The following is a 24,149-nucleotide window of genomic DNA, read 5'->3' on the forward strand; positions in this document are numbered from 1 at the left end:
CTATAAGGGCGCCACGGAAAAATACTTCAAGGATTGTGGCGTGACCTGGATATAATCCAAGTCGCGCTCGTCCGTTGTCGTATTGCGGTAAACATAGCCGCAGACGGTGCGGTCGCGAAAATACCCCGGGTATTTTTCGCAAAGCCGGTTGCCCTGAATTTCAACGGCACCCGTGATGTTGGTATTGGCGCTCCGATAGGCGGTATTGCCTGCACTGTCGAAAAACTGGACGAACTGCGTACCGTTCCGGTGCTTGCCTGCCCATTTCTTGTTGTTGACCAGGTCGTTCAACTGGGATTCGCTCAATTGGTCGGCCTGATTTCCCTGGAAATCGAAGGGCCATTGCGGCACCCGCGCGGCCTTCAAGCCGGCAAGATGGTAGTCCAGATCCTCCTTCTGCCAGTAATCGTAGAGATAGCTGTAATAGGTCAGGTTGGCGTCCGGGAAGAGCGCCATCAACTTCGCCTTTTCTTCGGCCGCCGGCGTCAGCTTCCCCTCATCGACATAGGCGGCGGCGAGATATTCGCGCGCCGGCTCCGCCCGGGGAAGAGAATCGCGCGCCGCCTCAAGCAAGGGGATGGCGCGCTCGTTCTCGCGCGAGGTGTAGTAGACAATCCCTGCAAGCAGTTTGAAGCTGGGTTCCGGCGACGGGTCGAGCCGCAGCGCGCGGTCCATTTCCGTCACCGCCTGCCCGCGGCTGCCGGTTTGCGCAAGAATGAGAGCAAGGTTTGCCACAGCTTCGGGGTCATTGGGCTGGGTTGCGACGGCCCGGTTGGCGGATTCCCGCGCCTCCACTTCACGGCCATCGACGAGTTGCAACAGCGCAAGCACGGTATGGGCCCGGGCATTGTTGGGGTCAATCTTCAGTGCCTCGCCAGCCGCATCATAGGCAATCTTGCGGGCAACCGCAGCCGACCAGAGGAAATTGTAGTCGTTGCGCCATACGTCGACGGCGACGCGCGCTATGCCTGCATGGGCGTTGGCAAAGCGTGGATCGAGATCGATCGCCTTCTGATAATATGACAGGGTTCGCCGGTAAGTCTCAACATCCGCATAGAAAAACCCTTCCTGCTCGGCCCGCATGTAATAGTCGTACGCTTCGAGATTGTCGGTGGGGATGCGCGCGAGTTGGTCCCGCTCGCCCTCGCTGAGCTTCACTTCGAGCGCGGATATGATCTTGCCGATCACATCGTCCTGTACGGCGAAGAGATCGGCATATTGCCGGTCGTAGCGCTCGGCCCAAAGGGAAAGTCCCGTTACCGCATCGATGAGCTTGACGTTGATGCGCAGGCGGGTGTCCGCCCGTTGCAGGGTGCCTTCAAGAATATAGTGCACGCCGAGTTCCGAAGCGACGTCCTGTATCTTGTTTGCCGAGGTGCTGACGGCGAACACGGAATGGCGCGCGATGACGAAGAGGCCGGATACTTTCGAAAGTTCGGTGATGAGATCATCCGTCAGGCCTTCAGCAAGATGATCATGTTCAGTGTCTCCGCTGACATTGATGAACGGCAGAACGGCTACCGACGGTTTGTCGGGCAAGGGATAGGCAAAACGCTGCACCGGCGTCGCTGGCCATATCAGGGTCCAGGGCTTGAACCACAGCGCTCCCCCGGCAAGCACAAGCGCAAGGAGCGCGGCCGCGGCAGGCACCCGCCAGTTGAACTTCTTTTTAGGCGCTCCAAGCGTCTTGCCCGCAGCGGATGGATCGAGCACGACACGATAGACGCGCACCGGTTCGGCAATGCTCTTTACCTTCTGTTCGCCAAGAGACACATAGCCGACGGGCAGTCGCGATTTGACGTGATCGTAAGTGGTTCCGGAGATGGCGATGCCCCCAGGCTCGGCAAGTGCCTGGATGCGATCGGCGATGTTGACGCCGTCGCCATGAATATCGTCGCCCTCAACGATGATATCGCCAAGATTGACGCCGATGCGAAAATCGAGGCGATGACCGGCGGGTTCTCCTGCGTTTCTCTTTGCTTTCTCCTGCTGGATCTCCACCGCACAGCGCAAGGCATCGACGACGCTATGGAATTCGACCAGCACCCCGTCGCCCATGGTCTTGACCAGACGGCCGTGGTGCTTGGCAATCTTGGGTTCAAAGACTTCGTACAGATCGCTCTGGAACCTTGCGCGGGTTCCTTCCTCATCGATCTGGCTCAAGTGGCCATAGCCGGCAACGTCGGCGATGAGCACGGCAGCTAGGTGACGTTCCATTTCACCGTTTTTCCCCGGAGCACAATGTCACTCCTTCTCGCATCTTATCGCAGGTAGGAGGCAGAGGCCATTACGCTCAAATGGGTGAGCACGAAGCCGGCCTGCAGGAACAAGGTCGAGCGCTATTATTTACCAGCTCTGCTTTAATCCATCGGTCCGCGCTCTATTTAAGGGTGTAGCCTAGACTAACGATGACGGAGAAATTCACAATGCAAGCCCTATCCACTGTTCCTCCGCTCGTTGGTGACCTGGCCTGGCCCGCCAAACGGCGCAAGGTGCTCGACTGGCTCGTGCATGCAACCCGTGAAGAACGCTTCATCGACAATATTTTCGTCGAGCTGTGCAATCGCCTTATGGAAGACGGCGTGCCGGTCGCCCGCTCGACGCTGCATCTCAGAACCCATCATCCCCAGTGGCTCGGCGCGCGGATTCTCTGGAAGACCGGCTTGGACAAGGCCGATATCCAGACATTCGGCTACGGCATCGAGGAAACCGAACGGTATCGCAACAGCCCGATCGACCAGATCAGGAGTGGCGTGCGCGAAATCAGGTGGCGACTCGAAGAGGATAGCGGGGAAACCTATCCGCTCTATAACGAGTTGCGGTCAGAAGGCCTCACCGACTATATCGCCTGGCCGCTTTACCACACCCTCGGCAAGGAACATGTCGTCACCTTTGCCGCCGACGCGCCGGGCGGTTTCAGCGACGAACACGTGGCCTACCTTACCGACCTGTTGCCTGCCCTCGCACTCGTCAGCGAAATTCGGTTGAAAAATCGCCTCGCGCGTACGCTGCTTGAAACCTATGTCGGTCCGCACGCGAGCGAACAGATTCTTGCCGGCGCCACGACGCGCGGCAGCGGCGTAACGGTCGGCGCTGCCATATTGATCTGCGATCTGCGCGATTTCACCGGAATATCCGATCTCTGGCCGCGCGACGACGTTATCGAATTGTTGAACGGCTACTTCGACGCAATGTCCGAGCCCATCGCCCGCCATGGCGGCGAAATATTGAAATTCATGGGCGACGGGCTGCTTGCCATATTCCCGCTGAGCGATCCCATGGCCTGCCGCAATCTGCTGCAGGCGATCAACGAAGCCCAGACCGCGCTTGCGGCGCTTAACGAGGATCTCGTTGGCAAGGGCCGCAACCCGCTCGGCTATGGCATCGGGGTCCATGTCGGCGATGTGATGTACGGCAATATAGGCTCGCGCAGCCGGCTTGACTTCACTGTGATCGGCCCGGCCGTGAATATCGCCTCGCGCCTCGAGAGCCTGACCAAGGAAATCAAGCGTCCGGTCCTTTTGTCGAAGGCGTTCGTGGAGATGGCCGATTGCGGCAACGAATTCGAAAGTCTTGGCTCGCACAGGCTGCGCGGGCTTGAGCGACCATTCGACGTGTTCGGATTGAAGGAACACGACAAGGCCGCCGTGCTGTCGCCCGCATAGAGGAGCGACAGGGCCTCGCGCCGGTTCACAATTGTTTCAAAAATCCTTCATGAGGGCGTGGCATAACCGACGGCACAGTAGCAAAATGTGCTCCGCCGTCAGTTGGCCAATCCCGGAGAGGCGATATGAACAATTCCAAGGAACATTCCGATGCACAGGACTGGCTTGAAGCTGAGCTAGCCGACACGCTTGACGAGGATTACGAACTGGAACTCTCCGAGCCGGCGCTTTCGGAGGAGATCCGCAAGATTTATCGCAAGTCTCATCCGCCCTCAATTCCGCGCATCGACTACTTCCGTGCCCTGCTCTTCCTGCAGTCGGAACTGATCAAGCTTCAGGACTGGGTGGCTTACCACAAGGAAAAGGTCGTCGTGATCTTCGAGGGTCGCGATTCTGCTGGCAAGGGCGGTGTCATCAAGCGCATTACGCAGCGCCTCAACCCACGTATCGTCCGCGTCGTTGCGCTGCCTGCTCCGTCGGATCGCGAAAAAACCCAGTGGTATTTCCAACGCTACGTGCCGCACCTGCCGGCAGGCGGCGAGATCGTGCTCTTCGACCGTTCCTGGTACAATCGCTCCGGGGTTGAGCGTGTCATGGGCTTTGCTGGTGAAGACCAGGTGCAGGAATTCTTCCACGACGTGCCCGAGTTCGAGCGCATGCTGGTTCGCTCCGGGATCAGGCTGGTGAAATACTGGTTCTCGATCACCGACGAGGAACAGCAGATGCGCTTCCTTATGCGCATCCACGACCCGCTGAAACAGTGGAAACTTTCGCCGATGGACCTAGAGTCGCGCGTTCGCTGGGAATCCTATACCAAGGCCAAGGAAGAAACTTTCGCCCGCACCAACATTCCCGAAGCGCCGTGGTACATCGTCGAGGGCAATGACAAGAAACGCGCACGGCTCAACTGCATCGATCATCTCCTCAGCCGCATCCCCTACGAGGAGGTGCCGCACGAGGACATCGCCCTTCCCGAGCGCGTGTTCAATCCGGACTACGAGCGCAAGGTCCTGCCGCCCGAACTCTATGTGCCGGCGAAATATTAGAGCGCTTCTCTTGTTTAGATGGAAACATTTCGGTTTCTCGAACGGCGGCACACTCCACCAAGCAAGGAACGCCTCGAGCCGGGTCAGGCAACCATCTAAATCAGCGCGTGTCCCTAGCGATTTTGGCCCGTGTAGGGCATCATCCTTCCAGCGGAGATTTTGTGATGCTGGCAGAGGGAGGATCGCCATGCGCTGCTTTACGGTACTCGGACCTTCGCAAACTGGAAAATCCACGCTCGTGGACAAACTCGGCTCGCTTGAAGGTTCCCCACGAAAATCTGTTTCTCCTTATGGACTTGGCCTGACGGAATTCGAGTTCGGTGGCGAGGCGTGGTGCGCGCTGGACACGCCCGGATCAGGCGAAGCGATTGCTCATGCCCACCACGCTCTTCTCGCCAGCGATGCCTGTATCCTGTGCGTTTCAACCAACCCGGAAGAAGCCGTCCTTGCTGCGCCATACCTGCGCGCGATCGAAGCGTCGGGTACGCCTTGCATCCTTTTCGTCAACAAGATGGATGAGCCGCGCGGGCGACTGCGGGACGTTGTCGCCGCGCTGCAGGATTACTCCAATCACACACTCATCCTTCGCCAGATTCCCATTCGCGAGGGCGACAAGATCGTCGGCAGTTGCGACCTGATTTCCGAGCGCGCATGGCGCTACCGCGAAGGTCAGCCATCGTCGTTGATCGAAATCCCTCCAGACCTCATCGAGCGCGAACATGAGGCGCGCGCCGAACTGCTTGAACACCTTTCCGAATTTGACGACTGGCTGCTTGAGGAATTGATCGAAGACCGTGAACCGGCAACGAATGCCGTCTATGCGATCTCCTCGCGGGTCCTGCGCGAAAACCGGATCATTCCGGTGCTCGTCGGGGCCGCAAGCCACAGCAACGGCATCATGCGCCTGATGAAGGCGCTCCGCCATGAAGCGCCGCAGGCTGACGTGCTGCGCAAGCGGCTATCGGCAGGGGGAAGCATTTCCGAAAGCGCTCTGGTCGCCGTCGGGTTTCACGCCTACCACCGCCAGAATGTCGGCAAGACCGTTCTCGTGCGCGCTTTCACCGACGGTTTGAAACAGGGCACCATGCTTGCGGGCGCACGGCTCGGCCCGGTGCAGGATCCGGGCACCGGAAAGCCGATTGCCTCGGGTGCCGCGTCGGCGGGTGATGTCTTTGCGACGGTCAAGTCGGATCACCTGCCCGTCCCCTCGCTGCTTGGCGCGGATGCAGCCGTCGACGCCCCGAACTGGACCAATGCACCCACGCCAATGATGGAGCGCATACTGGTTCCAAGCAGCGAACGAGATGAAACCAAGCTCTCCGAAACACTGGCAAAATTGGCCGAAACCGATCGCGGCATCAAGGTTGCCCAGGAAGAAGGAACCGGTGCGCAATTGATCAGTTCCCAAGGGCCCGTCCATCTGCGTGACATTTGCCGGACCTTGGCCGAAGTCTTCCACGTGGATGTCAGCGAGAAGCCACCGAGCCCGGTCTACCGCGAGACGATCTCGAAATCATCGGATGTCCACTATAGGCACCGTAAGCAGACGGGCGGCGCCGGACAGTTTGCCGACGTGAAGTTGAGCGTCAGGCCCAATGGGCGCGGCGAAGGCTTCAGCTTCGCCGAAACGGTCAAGGGCGGCGCAGTGCCACGCAACTTCATACCGGCGGTCGAGGCAGGTGCGCGGGAAGCCATGGACAAGGGTCCCCTGGGGCTGAGGGTCATCGATGTCGGTGTAACGCTCACTGACGGCCAGCACCATTCGGTCGATAGTTCCGAATTCGCCTTCCGCGCGGCCGGAAAGATGGGTGTGCGCGATGCGCTTGCCCAGGCTTCGTCCGTACTGATGCAGCCGATCTATCGGGTCGAGATCAAGATCCCCTCGATCTATTCCGGAAGCCTGGTGCCGATCATATCGTCCTTCAAGGGACAGGTGCTCGGGTTCGACCGCGACGACAAGGCCAAGGGTTGGGATATATTCCGGGCCCTCATTCCGGGCAGCGCCCTCGATGAACTTGCGCGCACATTGCGCTCGGCAACGCAGGGCATCGGGACGTTCGCCAAGACATTCGACCATTTCGAGGAAATGTACGGCAAGGAAGCGGATGCGATAATCCAGGCGCAAGGCGCGCACGCGAACGAGCATTGACTGGCGGGTTGCGTGCCTGCTGCAAGCGCTGGCGGGCACGACCCCAACCTGGCGCATTTCAGCTTGGGGCGGGCACCGCGAGAGCCAAAAAATATGCGGTAATATAGTACCTTTTTTCTAACATATTGTTTTTTAACACTGTTTTGCTAAATATGGCGAAATCTAGTGCTTGACGTGTTTGCCGGGGACCTATATTGAACCTCTCGACTGCGGTGGGTCGTTTCCCGCCGCTTTTCATTGTTGCCGGAATTTTCGAATTTCGCGCAACGCAAGCAACAAGAAAAGCCTTCCTTCGTGAAGGATGATCTCAAGGACGAACACAATGGCTACCTTCTCTCAGAAGCCGGCAGAAGTGACGAAAAAGTGGATCCTGATTGACGCCGAAGGTCTCGTCGTCGGCCGTCTCGCCACTCTCGTCGCCAACCGCCTGCGCGGCAAGCATAAAGCAACCTTCACCCCGCACGTTGACGATGGCGACAATGTCATCATCATCAATGCCGACAAGGTCGTCTTCACCGGTAAGAAGTTCACCGACAAGGTTTACTACTGGCACACCGGCCATCCCGGCGGCATCAAGGAACGCACTGCCCGTCAGCTCCTCGAAGGCCGTTTCCCGGAACGCGTCGTCGAAAAGGCTGTTGAGCGCATGGTTCCCCGCGGACCGCTCGGCCGTCGCCAGATGAAGAACCTGCGCGTTTACGCTGGTTCCAACCACCCGCACGAAGCTCAGTCTCCCGAAGTCCTCGACGTCGGCGCGCTGAACAGCAAGAACAAAAGGAGCGCATAAGAATGGCTGAGCTCAATTCGCTCGAAGCTCTCGGCACCATTGCCGCCAGCACGCCTGCCGCAGCGCCGGTCCATGTCCAGAAGCTTGACGCAAAGGGTCGCGCCTATGCGACCGGCAAGCGCAAGGATGCGGTTGCCCGCGTCTGGATCAAGCCGGGTTCCGGCAAGATCGTCATCAACGACAAGGAATACGGCAAATACTTCGCACGTCCGGTTCTGCAGATGATCCTGCAGCAGCCGATCGTTGCTGCCAACCGTGCCGGCCAGTACGACATCATCGCCACCGTTGCCGGCGGCGGTCTTTCCGGTCAGGCCGGTGCCGTTCGTCATGGCATTTCCAAGGCCCTCACCTACTTCGAACCCGCTCTGCGCGGCGTTCTGAAGAAGGGCGGCTTCCTGACCCGCGACAGCCGCGTTGTCGAACGCAAGAAGTACGGCAAGGCCAAGGCCCGTCGTTCATTCCAGTTCTCGAAGCGCTGATCTCGGCACTTCAATTGGACAAGAACAGAAAGCGGGCCTTCGGGTCCGCTTTTTTGTTGCGGTCGCCGGCATATGACGGTTATCGAGTAAAAGCTTTGCCTAGCCCCACTGCCCTGCCTGGAGAATTCAATGCCATCGAAATCCATCGACCACGCCTTCACAGCGCGCGCATTGACTGGCGCGGCGAGCGATCCGACCCATGCGGGCGCACTCTCCTTCATGCGTCGCCGCTATACGAAAAACCTCAACGGCGCGGAAGCGGTGGTGTGGGGCATCCCCTTCGATTCGGCGGTCTCCAACCGGCCGGGCGCACGCTTCGGTCCGCAGGCGATCCGTCGCGCTTCGGCGATTTTCGACAATGACCCGCAATATCCGTTCCATCGCGATCTCTTCGCTGATCTTGCCGTCATTGACTATGGCGATTGCCTGCTTGACTACGGCAACCACCAGAAGACGCCCGCTACCATCGAACGCGAAGCCGCGAAGCTCATCAAGTCTGGCGCCTTTCTCGTTTCGCTCGGCGGCGATCATTTCGTCACCTGGCCGATACTGAAAGCCCACGCAGCGAAGTACGGACCGGTCGCGCTCGTGCAGTTCGATGCGCATCAGGACACCTGGTACGATGATGGCAAGCGCATCGATCACGGTTCTTTCGTCGGGCGCTCCGCGCGCGAGGGCGTGATCGACGCCGCCCATTCGATCCAGGTCGGCATTCGCACCCATGCACCGGACGATTGCGGCCTGAAGATCGTCTATGGCTACGAGGTCGAGGAACTCTCGGCTGCGGAGATCGCCAAAGCGATCATCGCGCGCACCGCCGGCAAGCCGGTCTACCTCACCTTCGACATCGATTGCCTCGACCCGGCCTTTGCACCGGGCACCGGAACTCCCGTTGCCGGCGGACCGTCTTCGGCTAAGATCCTCTCGGTGCTGCGGCATCTGACGGAACTCAACATCGTAGGCGCCGACGTGGTCGAAGTCGCGCCCGCCTATGACCATGCGGATGTAACGGCCATCGCAGGTGCCACAATCGCGATGTATTACCTTGGTATGCTGGCGGAGAAAAAAGCGCGACGAGGCTGATTGCGATCAGCTTAGACATTGAATCCGCTTTTCTCGCCAACTATCTGAATTCAAAGCTTCCAAGGGCAATGACATGAAACCCAAGATCTTCATCGACGGCGAACACGGCACAACAGGTTTGCAGATCAGGACGCGCCTTGCTGGCCGCGACGATCTCGAGGTCCTGTCGATTCCGGAAGCCGAACGTCGTAACCGCGATATGCGGGCCGACTACCTGAAGGAGGCCGACGTCGCCATATTGTGCCTGCCGGACGACGCTTCGAAAGAAGCCGTCTCAATCCTCGAGGGGCACAATTCGACCAAGATCATCGATACCTCGACGGCACATCGCGTGCATCCCGACTGGGCTTACGGTTTTGCCGAGCTCGACCGCGCGCAGCGGCAGAAGATCGTCGACGCCCGGCTCGTCGCCAATCCCGGTTGCTATCCGACCGGAGCGATCTCGCTGGTGCGCCCGCTGCGTGATGCCGGCATTCTACCCGCCGACTATCCGGTCACTGTCAACGCAGTTTCCGGCTACACCGGTGGCGGCAAGCAGATGATTGCGCAGATGGAGGACGCGGCCAACCCGGACCATATCACGGCCAACAATTTCCTTTACGCCATGCCGCTCAAGCACAAGCACGTGCCGGAACTGCAGATGCATGGCCGCCTCGAGCGCCGTCCTCTGTTTTCGCCCAGCGTCGGACGCTTTCCACAAGGCATGATCGTGCAGGTGCCGCTGTTCACAGCCGACCTCGATGGCAATCCTTCACTGGCCGACATCCACGCGGCGCTTGGTGCCCACTATGAAGGCCAGGATATCGTCCAGGTCGTTCCGTTTGCCGAGAGCGTGCAACTTGCACGGCTCGATGCCGAAGAACTGCGCGACACGGACATAATGAAATTGTTCGTCTTCGGCTCGGAGGATCAGGGACAGGTCAATCTGGTTGCGCTCCTCGACAATCTCGGCAAGGGCGCATCCGGCGCGGCCGTGCAGAACCTCGATCTCATGATCGGCCATGGGTGATACGGTGAATGAGACGTTTCCCGCCGAGTGGAACGTCTCCTCCCCTGAACTCCTCGCCGAAACGCCCACAAGCCGCATTACCAAGGTGCGGCTCCCTGATGGAACGCCGGCCATCGTCAAGGCTTTGACGCCGATCGGCCTGAAGGACGAGCTGCCTGGCGTTCATTACCTCGACTGGCACGACGGCAGCGGTGCGATCCGCGTCCTTGCGATCAAGGACAACCTGCTGCTGCTCGAATATGCCGGCCGACGCACCCTTCTCGACCATCTCAACGAATTTGGCGATGAAGCGGCGACTGCTATCGCCGTCGAGGTGTTGCGCAAACTCCTGGACACACCGCACGACGACCGAGCTTTCGCGACCGACCTCATCCCGATCCGCCGGCAGTTTGCGAGCCTCTTTGCCAAGGCGAAAAGCGACCACAGCAATGGCATCGACAGCCTGTTCGTGGAGGCGGCACGGATCGCAGACGAGTTGATGAACAAACCAATGAACGTGCAGCCGCTGCACGGCGATGTCCACCACGAAAACATTCTCTTTGGCGACAGGGGTTGGCTGATCATCGATCCCAAGGGCCTTCTCGGCGATCCGATGTATGACGCGGCCAACATGTTCTACAACCCGCTGGATCGTCAGGATCTGAGAGCAAGCGAGACGCGCGTCGCGACCATGGCGCGGACGTTTTCGCGCGCCTTCGATCGCGACATTCGCACCATTCTCGGTTATGCCATGGCCCACGCGGCACTTTCCGCCTCCTGGCACACGGAAGATCAAAATTTCGAGGAGGCCGAGCGCAGTCTGGCCGTCGCGCGGGCGGTACGGAGTGTACTCACTTCACTGGTATGAACGGCGTACAAGGCGCGCGACCATCAGGAAGGTGACGACACCGCAACATCCGACAAAGGCGGCAATGGCGAGCGCCGCATGCGGACCAAACTGCTCAAGGATAAACGCGAAAATAAAGGGCGCCGTTGACGACACAGTCAGGCGCGCAGCGGTGATCTTGCCGAGAATTTCGCCGTAACCTCGATGCCCGAACAGGGCGAGTGGGAGCGTTCCCTGGACAATGCTGTTCAGTCCCGAGCCCATGCCGAAAAGCATCGCGAACAATACTGCGCCGGCGATCAGCGGCACCGGCGGCGGCAGGAGCAGCATGAGGAATGCAAGCGGGATCAAGGCCGTGGAGAGGATAGCCACGGCGAGCGCCGAGAACCGATGACCGAGCACCATGTTGACGAGACGGCTTGCAAACTGAGACGGCCCGAAGATCGTGCCGACCAGCACCGCTGACGTGCCGAGCCCCACCGCCGCCAGAACAGGAACGAGGTGCACAAGCATAGCGGAAAGGGCAAAACTTCCGAATGAGAAGCCGCTGGCAATGAGAATGAGGGCAGAACGGCGGCTTGCCAGAGGCAAGGAGCCGGCATCGAAGGTTGCAGGATCAGATGACGCCTCCGGTCTCAGCATCGGCGATCGTCTGGTCATCTGGGATAGCCAGAAATGGATCGGAAAACAGATGCAGAGCTGGAGGCCGGCGTAATACAGGAAGATTTCGCGCCAGGTGAACCATTTCAAGAGCCCTGTCGCCAAGGGCCAGAACAGCGTCGAGGAAAAACCGGCAATGAGCGTCAGTAGCGTAATTCGGCGAGGAGCCGCTTGCGGATCGATCTGCACGAGAACCGCAAAGGCCGTGTTGTAAAGAATGAACGGCGTGGCGATGCCCGTCGTCACCAACGCAGGAGCAAAGATGCTCCAGTTTGGCGCCCAGGCGCAGACCAGCAATGACACTGCGGCAGCAAGCGAACCAAGCGTCATGACCCGCCCCGCGCCCAAACGATCGGCCCAGCGTCCCGACCAGGGTGAAATGATGCCACCGATGAGCAGCGTCCCGGAGAATGCAGCGAACAGCCATTCGCGCGAGCGCGCAAACTCCTCGCCCATCGCCGGCGCCAGAATGCTGAAACTGTAATAGAGCGTGCCGTAGCTGATGATTTGCGAAACGCCGAGAGCGCTGACAGCGGCCAGTGAGCGTCTCGCACTTAGGGTCATTCTATTCGTTTCCACATGTTGTCCCGCTTCTTGCGAGCGGCAGCCAAGAACTACACTGAGTCCCGTTCGCGGAAAACGGTTCCGTACAAAATCTCGTGCCTGACCAACTTGACCAAGCGCCCTATGGGCCTTACATTGGTCAAGTTAGTCAAGAGGAAGCCGCCAATGAACAAAGTCAATCTGTATGACGCAAAAACCAATCTTTCCAACCTTGTTGACCGTGCAGCGGCTGGTGAAGAAGTGGTGATCGCCAAGAACGGCGTGCCATTGGCCAGACTGGGACCATTGCCGAAACAGAAACAGTCACGGCACCCGGCAAAGGCACTCGGAATATCCTATATCGCGGAGGATTTCGATGCTGTGGATGATCAGACTGTCGAGCTCTTCAGTGGCGGCAACGCATGAACCTTCTGCTCGATACCCACGTGCTTCTCTGGTGGGATGCCGGGGCCTCAGAGATGGGCGCTACGGCGCGAGCGGTCATCGCAAACCCTGATAATACAGTCTATGTAAGCGCAGCATCCGTTTGGGAAATCGCAATCAAGAGCGCCAAGGGTAAATTGCGCTTCAACGGCTCAGCCCACGCCGCCATCGAAGCTAACGGCTTTTTGCCGCTGTCTATGTCGACCGCACACGCAGAATTGGCGGGCCGGCTCGAATGGGCCCATGCCGATCCGTTTGACCGCATGCTCGTGGCACAAGCCCAATCGGACGGACTGATCCTGCTGCACGCCGACGCCGTCATCCACGAATTCCGCGAAGTCGCACAACTCTGGGCGCGATGATCAGCTATCTTCCCGCGATTACCTCGGTCTCATGTGGATAGCTGCCCTTTGTGGCGCGCCAGTGCGCGACCGAAAACCCGAGCAGAACGATTGCAAAGCCTTGATGAAGAAGGCCAAGGCCGATTGGCACCATCATCAAGAGCGTCGTGATGCCGATCGCCGCCTGCAGCGCGACAATCACCGCGAGAAGCACGGCGCGGCGTGCATGGGTCGTGCCCGGTGCACTGCGGCTGACTGAGACGGCCTGCCAGATCGCCACGAGGAAGACGAAATAAGCAAAGCAGCGATGGACGAACTGCACCGTCTTCGGATTCTCGAAGAAGTTGTGCCAGATCGGCTGGATCGGGAAAAGATCGCCCGGAACCATCGAGCCATCCATCAACGGCCAGGTGTTATAGGATAGTCCCGCGTCGAGACCCGCGACGAGCGCACCAAGATAGATCTGGATGAATACCAATACGACAAACCAGCCGGCAAAGCGCTGGATCGCGCGCTCCGCCGGGGCTTCGGAATATACGGCAAGACCCCGCGCCACATACATTACCGCCGCAAAGATGATGCAGGCGAGCGTCAGGTGAGTGGCCAAACGATATTGGCTGACGTCGACGCGGTCTACGAGCCCGGACGCTACCATCCACCAGCCAACCGCACCCTGCAGCGCGCCGAGGGCGAGGATACCGACCATGCGCGGCTTCAGGCGGCGCTCCAGACGGCCGGTGAGCCAGAAGAAGGCGAGCGGCAAGGCGACCAGAAAGCCGACGCTGCGTGCGAGAAAGCGATGCGCCCATTCCCACCAGAAAATCTGCTGGAACTCGGAAAGGCTCATGCCCTTGTTCAGCCGTTCGTACTGGGGAATCTGGCGATACTTGTCGAATTCTTCGATCCACTGGTCGTGACCGAGGGGCGGAATGATGCCGTGGATCGGCTTCCATTCTGTGATCGAAAGACCGGAGCCGGTCATGCGCGTGGCTCCGCCGACGATGACGATCGTGGCGAGGACAATAAGGACCAGATAAAGCCAGATCCGCACGTACTGGCGGTTGCGAGCTTCGCGATCCTGAATGAGGCTGATCGCGCCGGCGCTGATTGTCTGATCGGTCATCGCATACTCCTGTCGGTCGCGGATAGGTGCCGCATAAAGGTGGCGAAGACAAGCTGGGTTCGCGCGACACGCCGTCGCGTTTTTCCAGTATGGCGGGCTTTTTGGCTTTCCGATCCGGTTTTTAGGCGCTACAGGAAGCGCTGAACTTGGAGAATGCGATGCCGGTCCGGCTGAAGAAACTTATTGGTACATTTCTGCTCGTGGCGCTGGTATGCGTCTACGCCATCATCGCGACGGTCTTCGCGGTTGCCCTCCTCGCCAATGCCAGCCCCTGGATCCATCTCCTCTATTTCTTTGGCACGGGGATATTGTGGGTCGTCCCGGCAATGTTCATCATCAGCTGGATGGAAAAGGCGCCGAAGAAGAAGGCCTGAGCCTGGCGCGTCCTTAATCGCCCTGCACAACCCTGCGACCGGCATTGGCAATGGGTGTCGTCACCCCGCTCATCATCGTCTGGGCATAGACGAGTTTCTGGAAGCGACCGTTGATCGATATGCGTGGCAGTGCATGCAGATTGGTTCGATGTTCGACATGGATCGTGCCATGGCGCGTCGTCACCGCCGAAACGAAGCGCTCGTCCTTCGCTATCTCGGCTTCACGCCGGCCGGCCGCCTTGGCGGACCCGTATGGAAACGCGAAGTGGACAGGGCGCTTGCCGAGATGATCGCCGATCATATCCGCCGATTGGCGCATTTCCTGGGCCACCATGCGGGGGGTCAGACGCTTGAGATTGTAGTGGTGCACCGTGTGGCCGCCGATCGTGCACAAGGGATCGGCCGAAATTTGCTGCAATTCCTTCCAGGTCATGACGTCCTGATCTGCCGCAACGCCGCACAATATACCGGCTTCGGTGCACATTTCGCGCAGGACCGGCAATTGCTCCAGTTCCGTCAATGTATATGAGAAATATCGCATAAGGCCATGAAAAGCCGCGCGTTTCTGAAGGACCGTGGAGCAGCGCCACTCCGGCCCGCCCGGCACCTTGATGTGTGTCGTCTGCGCGACCAGCTTTTCAACGACTTCCCACCAGAGCACTGCTGCGCCTTCAATAAAGCCCGGCGCCACATAGACCGTAAATGGGACGTGATACTTCTGGAACACGGGATATGCATGGTTGAGATTGTCGTTGTAGCCATCGTCAAGCGTTACCGCGACAAAACGCCGATCGCTGCGAACGCCGTTCTGAACGCGATCGGCCATCTGGTCCATCGACACGAACTCGGTGCCCTCCGCTTTCAGCGAGACAAGAATCTCGTCGAGAAATTTCGGGGTGATGGACAGCGAGCGTGTTACACCGAGCGGACTTATGCAATCGGGACGGACGCGGTGCAGCATGATGATCGAACCAAGCCCGCCAAAGCGATTGCGCGCGCCTTGCGCGAAACCACTATGCCAAGCCAGTCGCATCACGGCTTTGCGTAATAAATCAGCCGTGTGGACCATTCTTTCACCAATTTACGCTAATCAAGAATAATCGGAGGGTTGTTTTCAGGAATTCATGCAACCTAAATGTTTAAAAAATACTGATCAATGAGTCCTCTTTAACTTTCTCCCCGACGGAAAACAATATGGCTCCTTCCCGGCTTGTGCCTCGAATCGTTGTCGATGCCAGCGAAGCAACGACTTTATGGAATGCCTTTGCAGGTGAACTTCTCGCGGGTGCTGCGCAGACTGCACACTGGTTCTCCTGCTGGCAATCATCCGCCAATTCCGATTGTCTCGTTGCGGCACTTTTAATGGACGGCGCCCCTGTACTCCTCCTGCCGCTGGAGGTCGAGCGACGAGGAAGCTTGCGCATTGCGTGCTATGTCGGCGGACCCCACGCAAACTGCAATTTTCCCGCACTTTTACCCACGCTCTCGATCACTCAAGACGATCTCAACGGTCTCTTTCAGGCGTTGCACAGGGCGAGGCCCGACATCGACATCGTTACGCTGTCACGCCAGCTCCCCGAGCTTGCCGGGGCTGCCAATCCACTTATGCAGTTGCAACATCGCACAAACCCCAATATCAGCCTCGCCATCCGGCTTGATGGCAGTTTCGAGACCGTCCTCAACCGCCACAATTCAAAGCGAAAGATGAAGAAGCATCGGCACGTGGTCCGGCGCTATGACGACGCAGGGGGCTTCAAGATCGTCACGGCTGCCAGCGCCGCCGAAAGCAGGAACATGCTCGACGATTATTTTGCCTGGAAGTCTGATCGCCTGGCGCGGGCAGGCATCACGAACACCTATGAGCCGAAGGGCGTTAAGGAGTTTTTTCACCACTTGTTTGCCGACGAAACAAATGCCGCCTCGCCGCGTTTTCAGTTGCGGGCTCTGGAAGTCAAAGGCAAATATCGGGCGGTTCTCGGCAAATCTCACGCCAAGGGAATGACCTTCATCGACTTCGTCGGGATCGCCGACGACGAACTCGTCAGTACGAGCCCGGGTGAATTCCTGTTCTATAAGGATATCGAGGAAAGCTGCGGCGCTGATCTCGCCATCTATAGTTTCGGCATCGGGGACGAGCCGTACAAGCGCAGCTGGAGCGAAATCGAGACGCCAACCTACGACAATGACATCAGCTTGACTGCCAAGGGACGCTTGTTCTCGCTCTATCTCGGTGCACGCGGCTCAGTGGTGCGCCGGATCAAGCAGAACGAAAAAGTCTGGGCGATGGTCAAGACGGCCCGCGCGAAGCTCCGCGGCCAATCCTAGCAGGGCCGAGCGCTAGGCAGAGCGAACAATCCTTCCGCCATCGAGCCGCAACTGTTCCTTGTTGAATGCGGTCAGAAGTTCCGGCTGCAGGAGCTTGGCGTCAAACACCGCCTTTGCTGTCGCCACCACATCAGGATCATCGGGGTCGACGACGCAGAGGATAAGCTCGGTGCCGTCGGCTATGATATGTTTCAACTCCTTGACGGTGGCCGCACCACCATCGATCACCACAAGATCATATGCCGATTGCAAGGCATTGAGGATCATGGGCAGGCGACCCACCGATTGCATCGCCTTGGCCGGGTCGTGATTGCCAAGCGGAATGACCTCGGCCTGCGAATAGTGATCGGGGTGGATCACATCGCTGAAATGCTTGTCGGATACGAGCAGATTGGTGATGCCCGGAAGGTTCTTCTCATCGAGCATGGAACGGCCAATCTCGCCGGAGCCGGTCATGTCGATGAGGATGACCCGCACGCCGCGGTCGGCAAGCTCGCGGACCAGCAGTATGGTGAGGGCCGAAGCTTCATCACCCTCCGGGGAAACAACGACCGCTCGCGCCGCCCCACTTGCCATCAGCCGGGCGGCCACATTGGCAACTCCGGAATGGTCCGCTTGAACCGGAACAGTGAGTGCCTCCTTCGCCGGAGGTTCGATTGCTGGCCGCGGGGTTTCTTCCGGCCCTGAAATCGCGAGCGTCGCCGGACTGAGCGGGAGTGCGGGAGGCACGGGTTCCGGGAGGGCCTCCCGCGCACTGTAAGCAGGGCGCAGGGCCGCTCCGGTAAACAGCGCATGCAGCAGGGTGAAAATGCTCAGCAACAGCAGCGAGGCGACGAATGCCGCAATGGTCATTGGCATGATCTTCGGAAAATAGGGCTCAATTGGCCGGTCGGCCCGCGAAAAAATGCGGGCATCCGCAGGCATCGAGCTGCGGTCGATCCGCGACGAGGCCTCGCGGTAGCGGGTCAAGTAGGATTCGAGCAATTGCCGCTGGGCTGTGGCCTCGCGCTCAAGCGCGCGCAACTCCACCTCTTCTTCGCCGGCCCTCGACGATTGCGCCTTCAATTCATCGAGCGAGCGGATCAGTTGGGCTTCGCGCAGGCGCGACGTCTCAGCCTCGCTTTCGAGCGAGCCCTGAACCTTGCGGGCTTCCAGCCGGATCTGCTGGTTGAGATCGGCAAGCTGCGAGCGCAATGCCTTGATGCGCGGATGTCCGCTCAGAAGCGTGGATGACTGGTCGGCAATGTCATTGTTGAGTTGCACCTGCCGCTCGCGCAGCCGCTGGATCAGGGGCGATGCCATCACGTCTGGCAGCGTTTCGACAGCTGCACCATTGGCAAGCGCCGTACGCACGCTTTCGGCCTTTGCTTCGGTCGCAGCGCGATTGGCACGAACACGCGACAATTCCGAGGAAAGCTCGGATAATTGCTGCGTTGCAAGCACGGCATTGTTCTGGCCGATAAGGAGATCGGACGAACTGCGGAAAGCTGCGACTTTGGCCTCGGCTTCCTTAACGCGCTTGCTGAGATCGTCGATTTCAGGTTGCAGCCAGCCCGTGGCGTCTTCGTTCGATTGCGACTTCGATGCCTGCTGAGTGGCAATATATTCGTCGGCAATGGCGTTGGCGACCGCGGCAGCGAGCGCCGGGTCCTTTGACGAAAACTGGACGACGATGACGCGTGAGTTCTGTACTGCATAGACGACAAGCCGATCGCGCACGCCCTGAAGAATATAGTCGTCGCGGGTCTCTACGTCCGGGTTCTTGCCAATACCCACCTCGCCGAAGAAGCGTCCGATTGCCGATGGCTCGGCTCCAGCGGAAAGTTCGGGATTCTTGCCGAGGTCGAGCTTGACGATGACGCGCTTCAGGAGATCGGAAGAATTGATCACCTCGACCTGGCTCTTGATGCCCTCCTGATCGATGACCGCCCGATCGTCCGCCTGCTGCGTCGTCGGACGGGTGAATATCGACTCCCGCGTCTCGATGAGTATCCGTGTTTCCGCCCGATATTTTGGCGAAACGGACGACAAGGCAGCAAATGCCAACCCCGTCAGCAGAATTGAGCCGAGGAGGATGCGCCACTTGCTTCGCCAAAGGCTGGCGAACAAGGCACCTATATCAATGTCTACATCGTTACCGACAGTGCTCGCCCCGGCCATTCATGCAACTCCACTTCGATCGGCGACATGGTAAATGCCTATGGTAACCAGCGCGTTAAGAATATCTGCTGCGAATGCATGATCAAATTGAGGCATACTATTCTTAAGCACATGAAGCGCCGGCCTTTGCCGATATTTTACCAGCCATTAACCCTAATGAATTGATAATCCCAGCAAGAATCGAGAATTCTCGTTGCAACTGTCGTTAGGGTTCAGGCCGTGTCCAGCAAACAGATCTTAATGGTCGCCATTGGCGTGCTATCGATGACGCTCGGTGGATGCGCCAGTTACCGGCCGGCTCCCCCTGCTTTCAACGCAGCGATCAACAAGCCGTACGTCTTGGATGCCGGCGACCGCATACGTCTGACCGTCTTCGATCAGGAGGGTATCACCAATACCTATAGCGTAGACCAGGCCGGCTATATTTCGGTTCCGCTTGTCGGCAGCGTTCCTGCCCGCGGCAAGACAATACAACAGATAGAGGCGGCGGTTGCCGCCAAACTTCGCAAAGGCTTCTTGCGCGATCCTGACGTGGCAGTGGAGATCGACCGATATCGTCCTGTCTTCATCATGGGCGAAGTCGGCGCAGCTGGCCAATATTCCTACGTTCCCGGCATGACCGCTCAAAAGGCGATTGCCGCTGCCGGCGGGTTCACGCCGCGCGCTAACCAGGCGGATGTCGACATTACTCGTCAGATCAATGGCGAGAGCCTGACCGGCCGCGTCATCATTTCCGAACAGGTGCTGCCCGGCGACACGCTCTACGTGCGCGAACGGTTCTTCTGATCCTGTCATGACGAACGAGAAATCGCTGCGGATTGTCCACTGCTTTCGCGCTCCCGTCGGCGGGATATTCCGTCATGTTCGCGACCTCATCGATGCGCAGGTGGCCGCGGGGCACAAGGTTGGCGTCATCTGTGACGCGTCCACTGGCGGCGCCTTCGAGGAAGCGCTGCTCGACGAGATGCGCGGCAAGCTTGAACTTGGCCTCGAGCGGATCGCCATGCAACGCCAGATCGGTCCCGGCGATGCCATTGCCGCGTTCCGCACCTACAAGATCATCGCCAGGATGGCTCCCGATGTCCTCCATGGCCACGGCGCAAAAGGCGGCACCTATGCGCGCCTTTTCGGATCGATGCTGCGGCGGTTTACCGGCACGAAGGTCGCGCGCTTCTATTCGCCTCACGGCGGGAGCCTCCATTTCGATCCGGCAACCATGCAGGGCCGCGTCATTTTTCGCGTCGAGCGGCTGCTGGAACGGATGACAGACCGGATCATATTCGTGTCTGCCTATGAACAAGGCGTCTATTCCAAGAAGATCGGTGTCCCGCGCTGCGGACATGCACTGATCTATAATGGCCTCAAGGACAGCGAGTTCGAGCCAGTCCCTTTGGACGGCGATGCGGCGGACTTCCTTTTCATCGGCGAGATTCGCGAACTGAAAGGACCGGATATTTTTGTAAGCGCGCTGGCGCAGGCGAGCGCCGCATCCGGGCACACGTTGAAAGCCGTCATGATCGGAGATGGCAACGACCGCGCCGCCGTAGTCGAGCAGGCGCAAAGGGACGGTTTGGGCCCGCACATCCGCTTTCTCATGCCCATGAAGGCGCGCGAAGCCTTCAGGCTGGCAAAGGTAGTGGTCATTCCCTCCCTTGCTGAGGCCCTGCCCTATATTGTGCTGGAAGCACTCGCCGCCGGTCGTCCTGTCATTGCCAGCCGGGTTGGGGGAATTCCTGAAATCCTTGGCGAAACGTCGCGCGCGCTCGTCGAGCCGAACGCCGAGGCGCTGGCGAAAACCATGACGCGCGCCATCAGCGATCTTCCTGCTTTCAAGGTGCTGCTTCCCGATATACACGCCCTTCGCGAGAAATTCGGCGTAGCAAACATGGCCGCACGCCTGGAGGCTGAGTACTTCTCAGCGCTTGCAACACAAGATTAGTTTCTTTTCTGTATTTCAGGGCGATCCGTGCTAATGAGGGCCGCTACAACTTCAGGGTCAATCATGAAAGACAGAAAAGCCGACCACGGGTTTTCGCGCGATGCTGTGCGCAGCGTTGCTTCGCGGCCCGCCAAGCCGGTCGAGGAGAAGGCTAAACTGAGCCCCATCGCTCACGCCATTGCCTCCCAATATGCGCGCAATACCAATTCTCCCGTCATGATCAGCGGTGTCATGCGCATGATCGAATTCGCAATCATTGCGTTTGTCGGTTTTGCCGTCTTCGTCATCTATGTCGGCTCGCCTGCGAATTCGTTGATGCACTACACGGCGGCGATATTCGCAACGGCAACGCTAAGCATCCTCTTTCTCGAGTTTGCGGACAGCTACCAGCTTGCGGTCATGCGCGATCCGTTTCATACGATCGGCCGCCTTGTCTTGAGCATTTCCGGTGCTTTTGCCCTGATCTCGCTGGCTGGTTTCTTCCTCAAGGTCTCCGAGGATTTCTCGCGCCTCTGGTTCGGGGCCTGGTACGTGACGGCGCTCGTCGCCTTTGTCGGTTTTCGCCTCGTGATGTCGAGGTTGATCCGCCGCTGGGCCCGCAACGGCAAGATGGAACGCCGCGCGGTGATCGTCGGCGGCGGCAAGCCTGCCGAGGAGCTTATCCGGTCGATCGAACAGCAGCCATACAATGACATTCGCATCTGCGGGGTCTTCGACGATCGCGACGCCAAGCGCTCGCCTGCCGTCGTCGCGGGCTATCCCAAGCTCGGCAATATTGCCGAACTCATCGAGTTCGCCCGTATCGCCCATATCGACATGCTCATTGTTTCGCTGCCGATCACGGCCGAGGCGCGCGTCCTTTCCCTCTTGAAGCAATTATGGGTGCTCCCGGTCGATATCCGGCTTTCCGCGCACAATAATCACCTGCAGTTCCGCCCCCGCGCCTATTCCTATATCGGCTCGGTCGCGATGATCGATCTCTTCGACAAGCCGATCAACGATTGGGATTCGGTGGCAAAACGTGCCTTCGACATCTTCTTCAGCCTGTTGGGACTTATCATATTCAGCCCCGTAATCATTGGCACGGCGATCGCCATCAAACTCGAGAGTAAGGGTCCGGTGATTTTCAAGCAGCAGCGGCACGGCTTCAACAACGAGTTGATAGAGGTGTGGAAATTCCGTTCGATGTTCACCGACATGTGCGATCCGACCGCCCGCAACGCCGTGGTGAAGGACGATCCGCGCGTGACCCGCGTTGGCCGTTTCATCCGCAAGAGTTCGATCGATGAATTGCCGCAGTTCTTCAATTCGCTGATGGGCACGCTCTCGCTCGTCGGCCCGCGGCCGCATGCCGTCTATGCCCACACCCGCAATCTTCTTTATCATGAAGTCGTCGACGGTTACTTCGCCCGCCACCGGGTGAAGCCCGGCGTCACCGGCTGGGCCCAGATAAATGGCTGGCGCGGCGAGGTCGATTCCGATGAAAAGATCAAGATGCGTACCGAGTTCGACCTCTACTACATCGAAAACTGGTCGCTCTGGTTCGACCTCAAGATCCTGTTCCTGACGCCGATCCGCCTCCTCAACACGGACAACGCCTATTGAGCGCAATCACAACCCCGAGTGAAGCTGACAAGGCGAAGCACGCGCTAAAGAACCGCGCCCTGATCGGGCTTATCTCGACGTTTGCTGTAGGGCTTGGGGTGTTTCTGAGCGGCTTCGTCATCGACGAGCCGGCGCCCTATGAACTCTATATGGCAGGGCTTATCGGCATTTGGGCGTTGTTCGGCCTTCGGCTGTCCCGCACCGTTGCCGTGCTGCTGGCGATCCTTGTGGTATTCAATGTCGGCGGCGTGATTTCCATGGGCCAGATGCCCGAACTGAAGACAGCGCCAATGTATATTGCCGTATCGCTGTTTCTTTGCATTACCGCAGTTTTCTACGCCGCCATCATCAATGCCAATGAACGAATCCTGTCGGTGATGTTCAAGGCCTACATTCTTTCAGCCGTATGCACATCGCTACTCGGCATTCTCGGCTATTTCGACGCGTTTCCCGGCGCGGACATATTCACCCGCTACGGCCGCGCCATGGGCGCATTTCAGGACCCCAACGTCTTCGGGCCATTCCTGATGCTGCCGCTTGCCTGGCTGGTTCACGGCGTTCTGGTCGGTGATCTGCGAGCCTTGCCCGTCCGGCTCGTTCCGATCCTGATCATTACGCTCGGCGTGTTCCTTTCCTTCTCGCGCGCGGCCTGGGGCATGGCGGTGTTCATGATCGCAGGCGTTGCCTTCGTCCTCTTCATTCGCAATCCCAGTCCGAAATTTCGCCTGCGGATCATCGTCCTTGCCGGCCTTGCGGTCGTGCTCGTTCTGCTTGCCGTCCTCATCGCCCTGCAGATACCAAGCGTCTCCGAGCTCTTCACGGCGCGCGCGCAACTGGTCCAGGATTATGATGAAGCCCAGTTCGGACGCTTTGCCCGCCATTGGTATGGGCTGTTGATGTCGATTGATCGCCCGCTCGGCATAGGTCCGCTCGAGTTCGGCCCAATCTTCGGCGAAGACACGCACAATATCTGGCTGAAGGCTTCGCTCGACTATGGCTGGATCGGCTTCATCAGCTATCTGACCCTGACCATGCTGACGCTCGGATTTGGCCTTCGAATTCTCTTTCGCGAGCGGCCGTGGCAGCCCTATTTGCTGTGCGCCTACCTCGCCTATGTCGCCCATGTGGCAATCGGCAATATCATCGACACCGACCACTGGCGCCATTTCTGGCTGCTTGTCGGCATTATCTGGGGCTGCGTCGCGCTGGAAACGCGCTACCAGAACCGAAGGTCGAGTTTTCCGGCATAAGGCTGTGGCAATTTAAACATTTTGATTTATAAATCTTCTCCAGGCGTTCGGGGGGAAATGAGACGCCAATATCGAGGGTGGACCGCCGTTGACCTTTTTCGACGATGACAATCCTAACTATTCGAAAGTGGACGGCGAACTCATGCAGTTCGCCCTCGACAATGCCGCCAAGAGGCTCGGACTTTCAGACAAGAATGATCCCGAGCTCAATACGCTTGCACGTTTCGTCAGGGCGGCATTCATCATCGGCAACCGCAACGCAACGGCAATGGCTGAATTTGCGGTCGATGCCGTCATTATGCGGCGCAAGCGTATCGGTGCAGACACTATTGCGCCCTGAA

22 protein-coding genes are annotated in these 24,149 nt (G+C 58.8%); 17 read left to right on the top strand and 5 right to left on the bottom strand.

Annotated elements, in window-relative coordinates; translation table 11 throughout:
* On the bottom strand, positions 1-2,217 hold the full coding sequence (locus HQ945_RS01400; protein WP_113280184.1) for an adenylate/guanylate cyclase domain-containing protein: 2,217 nt from the start codon (positions 2,215-2,217) through the stop codon (positions 1-3).
* 209 nt (positions 2,218-2,426) lie between these two features.
* Here HQ945_RS01400 and HQ945_RS01405 point away from each other — a divergent pair, with 209 nt between their 5' ends.
* From HQ945_RS01405 to HQ945_RS01440, 8 genes are all read left to right on the top strand, one after another.
* Positions 2,427-3,665, top strand: coding sequence for an adenylate/guanylate cyclase domain-containing protein (locus HQ945_RS01405; RefSeq protein ID WP_228018621.1), 1,239 nt, complete (start codon positions 2,427-2,429; stop codon positions 3,663-3,665).
* A 125-nt stretch (positions 3,666-3,790) separates the two neighbouring features.
* A complete protein-coding gene (gene ppk2, locus HQ945_RS01410) occupies positions 3,791-4,711 on the top strand; it encodes a polyphosphate kinase 2 (protein WP_113280185.1) in 921 nt (306 codons plus the stop codon).
* Positions 4,712-4,898: 187 nt separating this feature from the next.
* Positions 4,899-6,860 carry an elongation factor G gene (locus HQ945_RS01415; protein ID WP_027232426.1) on the top strand — a complete coding sequence of 654 codons (1,962 nt, stop codon included), beginning with the start codon at positions 4,899-4,901 and terminating at the stop codon, positions 6,858-6,860.
* A 322-nt stretch (positions 6,861-7,182) separates the two neighbouring features.
* Entirely contained in the window at positions 7,183-7,647 is a 465-nt protein-coding gene (rplM, locus tag HQ945_RS01420) for a 50S ribosomal protein L13 (protein ID WP_027232425.1), read from the top strand.
* 2 nt (positions 7,648-7,649) lie between these two features.
* Positions 7,650-8,126 (top strand): 30S ribosomal protein S9, encoded by a 477-nt coding sequence (gene rpsI / locus HQ945_RS01425; protein ID WP_027232424.1) that lies wholly within the window; start codon positions 7,650-7,652, stop codon positions 8,124-8,126.
* A 129-nt stretch (positions 8,127-8,255) separates the two neighbouring features.
* Positions 8,256-9,209: an agmatinase gene (speB, locus tag HQ945_RS01430; protein ID WP_113280186.1), complete on the top strand. Its 954-nt coding sequence runs from the start codon at positions 8,256-8,258 to the stop codon at positions 9,207-9,209.
* Positions 9,210-9,282: 73 nt separating this feature from the next.
* Complete coding sequence (gene argC / locus HQ945_RS01435) at positions 9,283-10,218, top strand: N-acetyl-gamma-glutamyl-phosphate reductase (RefSeq protein WP_113280187.1); 936 nt, start codon at positions 9,283-9,285, stop codon at positions 10,216-10,218.
* Positions 10,211-11,065, top strand: a complete 855-nt coding sequence (locus tag HQ945_RS01440; protein ID WP_113280188.1) for an aminoglycoside phosphotransferase family protein — start codon at positions 10,211-10,213, stop codon at positions 11,063-11,065. The genes argC and HQ945_RS01440 overlap by 8 nt, the downstream gene beginning before the upstream one ends.
* Here HQ945_RS01440 and arsK read toward each other — a convergent pair.
* The gene (gene arsK / locus HQ945_RS01445; RefSeq protein ID WP_113280189.1) at positions 11,054-12,268 is read right to left on the bottom strand and encodes an arsenite efflux MFS transporter ArsK; all 1,215 of its coding nucleotides are present in this window, start codon (positions 12,266-12,268) and stop codon (positions 11,054-11,056) included. The two genes, HQ945_RS01440 and arsK, sit on opposite strands and share 12 nt — an antisense overlap.
* 165 nt (positions 12,269-12,433) lie before the next feature.
* Here arsK and HQ945_RS01450 point away from each other — a divergent pair, with 165 nt between their 5' ends.
* Together HQ945_RS01450 and HQ945_RS01455 are read left to right on the top strand one after the other, a co-directional pair.
* The gene (locus tag HQ945_RS01450; protein WP_027232419.1) at positions 12,434-12,673 is read left to right on the top strand and encodes a type II toxin-antitoxin system Phd/YefM family antitoxin; all 240 of its coding nucleotides are present in this window, start codon (positions 12,434-12,436) and stop codon (positions 12,671-12,673) included.
* Positions 12,670-13,053, top strand: a complete 384-nt coding sequence (locus tag HQ945_RS01455) for a type II toxin-antitoxin system VapC family toxin (protein WP_091922478.1) — start codon at positions 12,670-12,672, stop codon at positions 13,051-13,053. The genes HQ945_RS01450 and HQ945_RS01455 overlap by 4 nt, the downstream gene beginning before the upstream one ends.
* Before the next feature lie 4 nt (positions 13,054-13,057).
* Here HQ945_RS01455 and HQ945_RS01460 read toward each other — a convergent pair whose 3' ends face one another.
* Positions 13,058-14,155, bottom strand: coding sequence for a COX15/CtaA family protein (locus HQ945_RS01460; RefSeq protein WP_113280190.1), 1,098 nt, complete (start codon positions 14,153-14,155; stop codon positions 13,058-13,060).
* Between the two features lie 158 nt (positions 14,156-14,313).
* Here HQ945_RS01460 and HQ945_RS01465 point away from each other — a divergent pair, with 158 nt between their 5' ends.
* Positions 14,314-14,529 (top strand): DUF2842 domain-containing protein, encoded by a 216-nt coding sequence (locus HQ945_RS01465; protein ID WP_027232416.1) that lies wholly within the window; start codon positions 14,314-14,316, stop codon positions 14,527-14,529.
* Positions 14,530-14,542: 13 nt separating this feature from the next.
* On the opposite strand, the gene HQ945_RS01470 is transcribed toward HQ945_RS01465, so the two are convergent.
* Positions 14,543-15,562 carry a polysaccharide deacetylase family protein gene (locus tag HQ945_RS01470; RefSeq protein ID WP_162737142.1) on the bottom strand — a complete coding sequence of 340 codons (1,020 nt, stop codon included), beginning with the start codon at positions 15,560-15,562 and terminating at the stop codon, positions 14,543-14,545.
* A 161-nt stretch (positions 15,563-15,723) separates the two neighbouring features.
* On the opposite strand from HQ945_RS01470, the gene HQ945_RS01475 reads away from it, so the two are divergent.
* A complete protein-coding gene (locus tag HQ945_RS01475) occupies positions 15,724-16,854 on the top strand; it encodes a GNAT family N-acetyltransferase (protein ID WP_113280192.1) in 1,131 nt (376 codons plus the stop codon).
* Positions 16,855-16,866: 12 nt separating this feature from the next.
* Here the strand turns inward: HQ945_RS01475 and HQ945_RS01480 are convergent, their stop codons facing one another.
* Complete coding sequence (locus HQ945_RS01480; RefSeq protein ID WP_113280193.1) at positions 16,867-19,014, bottom strand: GumC family protein; 2,148 nt, start codon at positions 19,012-19,014, stop codon at positions 16,867-16,869.
* 240 nt (positions 19,015-19,254) lie between these two features.
* Between HQ945_RS01480 and HQ945_RS01485 the strand changes: the two genes are divergently transcribed.
* The 5 genes from HQ945_RS01485 (at position 19,255) to HQ945_RS01505 (ending at position 24,148) form a co-directional block, all read left to right on the top strand.
* Positions 19,255-19,800: a polysaccharide biosynthesis/export family protein gene (locus tag HQ945_RS01485; protein WP_091922470.1), complete on the top strand. Its 546-nt coding sequence runs from the start codon at positions 19,255-19,257 to the stop codon at positions 19,798-19,800.
* Between the two features lie 7 nt (positions 19,801-19,807).
* Positions 19,808-20,953 carry a glycosyltransferase family 4 protein gene (locus HQ945_RS01490; RefSeq protein ID WP_113280194.1) on the top strand — a complete coding sequence of 382 codons (1,146 nt, stop codon included), beginning with the start codon at positions 19,808-19,810 and terminating at the stop codon, positions 20,951-20,953.
* A gap of 63 nt (positions 20,954-21,016) precedes the next feature.
* On the top strand, positions 21,017-22,558 hold the full coding sequence (locus tag HQ945_RS01495; RefSeq protein ID WP_113280195.1) for an undecaprenyl-phosphate glucose phosphotransferase: 1,542 nt from the start codon (positions 21,017-21,019) through the stop codon (positions 22,556-22,558).
* Positions 22,555-23,808, top strand: coding sequence for an O-antigen ligase family protein (locus HQ945_RS01500; protein ID WP_175584942.1), 1,254 nt, complete (start codon positions 22,555-22,557; stop codon positions 23,806-23,808). The genes HQ945_RS01495 and HQ945_RS01500 overlap by 4 nt, the downstream gene beginning before the upstream one ends.
* An 88-nt stretch (positions 23,809-23,896) precedes the next feature.
* On the top strand, positions 23,897-24,148 hold the full coding sequence (locus HQ945_RS01505; RefSeq protein WP_113280196.1) for a hypothetical protein: 252 nt from the start codon (positions 23,897-23,899) through the stop codon (positions 24,146-24,148).
* The last annotated feature ends 1 nt before the right edge of the window (position 24,149 follow it).

It is taken from the genome of Phyllobacterium pellucidum, assembly GCF_013327855.1.
GTDB classification, from domain to species: Bacteria; Pseudomonadota; Alphaproteobacteria; order Rhizobiales; family Rhizobiaceae; genus Phyllobacterium; species Phyllobacterium pellucidum.

Coding starts and splice junctions, on each gene's coding strand:
- argC (WP_113280187.1), top strand. CDS start 9,283: ATGAAACCCAAGATCTTCATCGACGGCGAACACGGCACAACAGGTTTG.
- arsK (WP_113280189.1), bottom strand. CDS start 12,268: ATGACCCTAAGTGCGAGACGCTCACTGGCCGCTGTCAGCGCTCTCGGC.
- rpsI (WP_027232424.1), top strand. CDS start 7,650: ATGGCTGAGCTCAATTCGCTCGAAGCTCTCGGCACCATTGCCGCCAGC.
- HQ945_RS01490 (WP_113280194.1), top strand. CDS start 19,808: ATGACGAACGAGAAATCGCTGCGGATTGTCCACTGCTTTCGCGCTCCC.
- HQ945_RS01470 (WP_162737142.1), bottom strand. CDS start 15,562: ATGCGACTGGCTTGGCATAGTGGTTTCGCGCAAGGCGCGCGCAATCGC.
- HQ945_RS01405 (WP_228018621.1), top strand. CDS start 2,427: ATGCAAGCCCTATCCACTGTTCCTCCGCTCGTTGGTGACCTGGCCTGG.
- HQ945_RS01495 (WP_113280195.1), top strand. CDS start 21,017: ATGAAAGACAGAAAAGCCGACCACGGGTTTTCGCGCGATGCTGTGCGC.
- ppk2 (WP_113280185.1), top strand. CDS start 3,791: ATGAACAATTCCAAGGAACATTCCGATGCACAGGACTGGCTTGAAGCT.
- HQ945_RS01400 (WP_113280184.1), bottom strand. CDS start 2,217: ATGGAACGTCACCTAGCTGCCGTGCTCATCGCCGACGTTGCCGGCTAT.
- HQ945_RS01485 (WP_091922470.1), top strand. CDS start 19,255: ATGGTCGCCATTGGCGTGCTATCGATGACGCTCGGTGGATGCGCCAGT.
- HQ945_RS01460 (WP_113280190.1), bottom strand. CDS start 14,155: ATGACCGATCAGACAATCAGCGCCGGCGCGATCAGCCTCATTCAGGAT.
- speB (WP_113280186.1), top strand. CDS start 8,256: ATGCCATCGAAATCCATCGACCACGCCTTCACAGCGCGCGCATTGACT.
- rplM (WP_027232425.1), top strand. CDS start 7,183: ATGGCTACCTTCTCTCAGAAGCCGGCAGAAGTGACGAAAAAGTGGATC.
- HQ945_RS01480 (WP_113280193.1), bottom strand. CDS start 19,014: ATGGCCGGGGCGAGCACTGTCGGTAACGATGTAGACATTGATATAGGT.
- HQ945_RS01465 (WP_027232416.1), top strand. CDS start 14,314: ATGCCGGTCCGGCTGAAGAAACTTATTGGTACATTTCTGCTCGTGGCG.
- HQ945_RS01475 (WP_113280192.1), top strand. CDS start 15,724: ATGGCTCCTTCCCGGCTTGTGCCTCGAATCGTTGTCGATGCCAGCGAA.
- HQ945_RS01440 (WP_113280188.1), top strand. CDS start 10,211: ATGGGTGATACGGTGAATGAGACGTTTCCCGCCGAGTGGAACGTCTCC.
- HQ945_RS01450 (WP_027232419.1), top strand. CDS start 12,434: ATGAACAAAGTCAATCTGTATGACGCAAAAACCAATCTTTCCAACCTT.
- HQ945_RS01415 (WP_027232426.1), top strand. CDS start 4,899: ATGCGCTGCTTTACGGTACTCGGACCTTCGCAAACTGGAAAATCCACG.
- HQ945_RS01455 (WP_091922478.1), top strand. CDS start 12,670: ATGAACCTTCTGCTCGATACCCACGTGCTTCTCTGGTGGGATGCCGGG.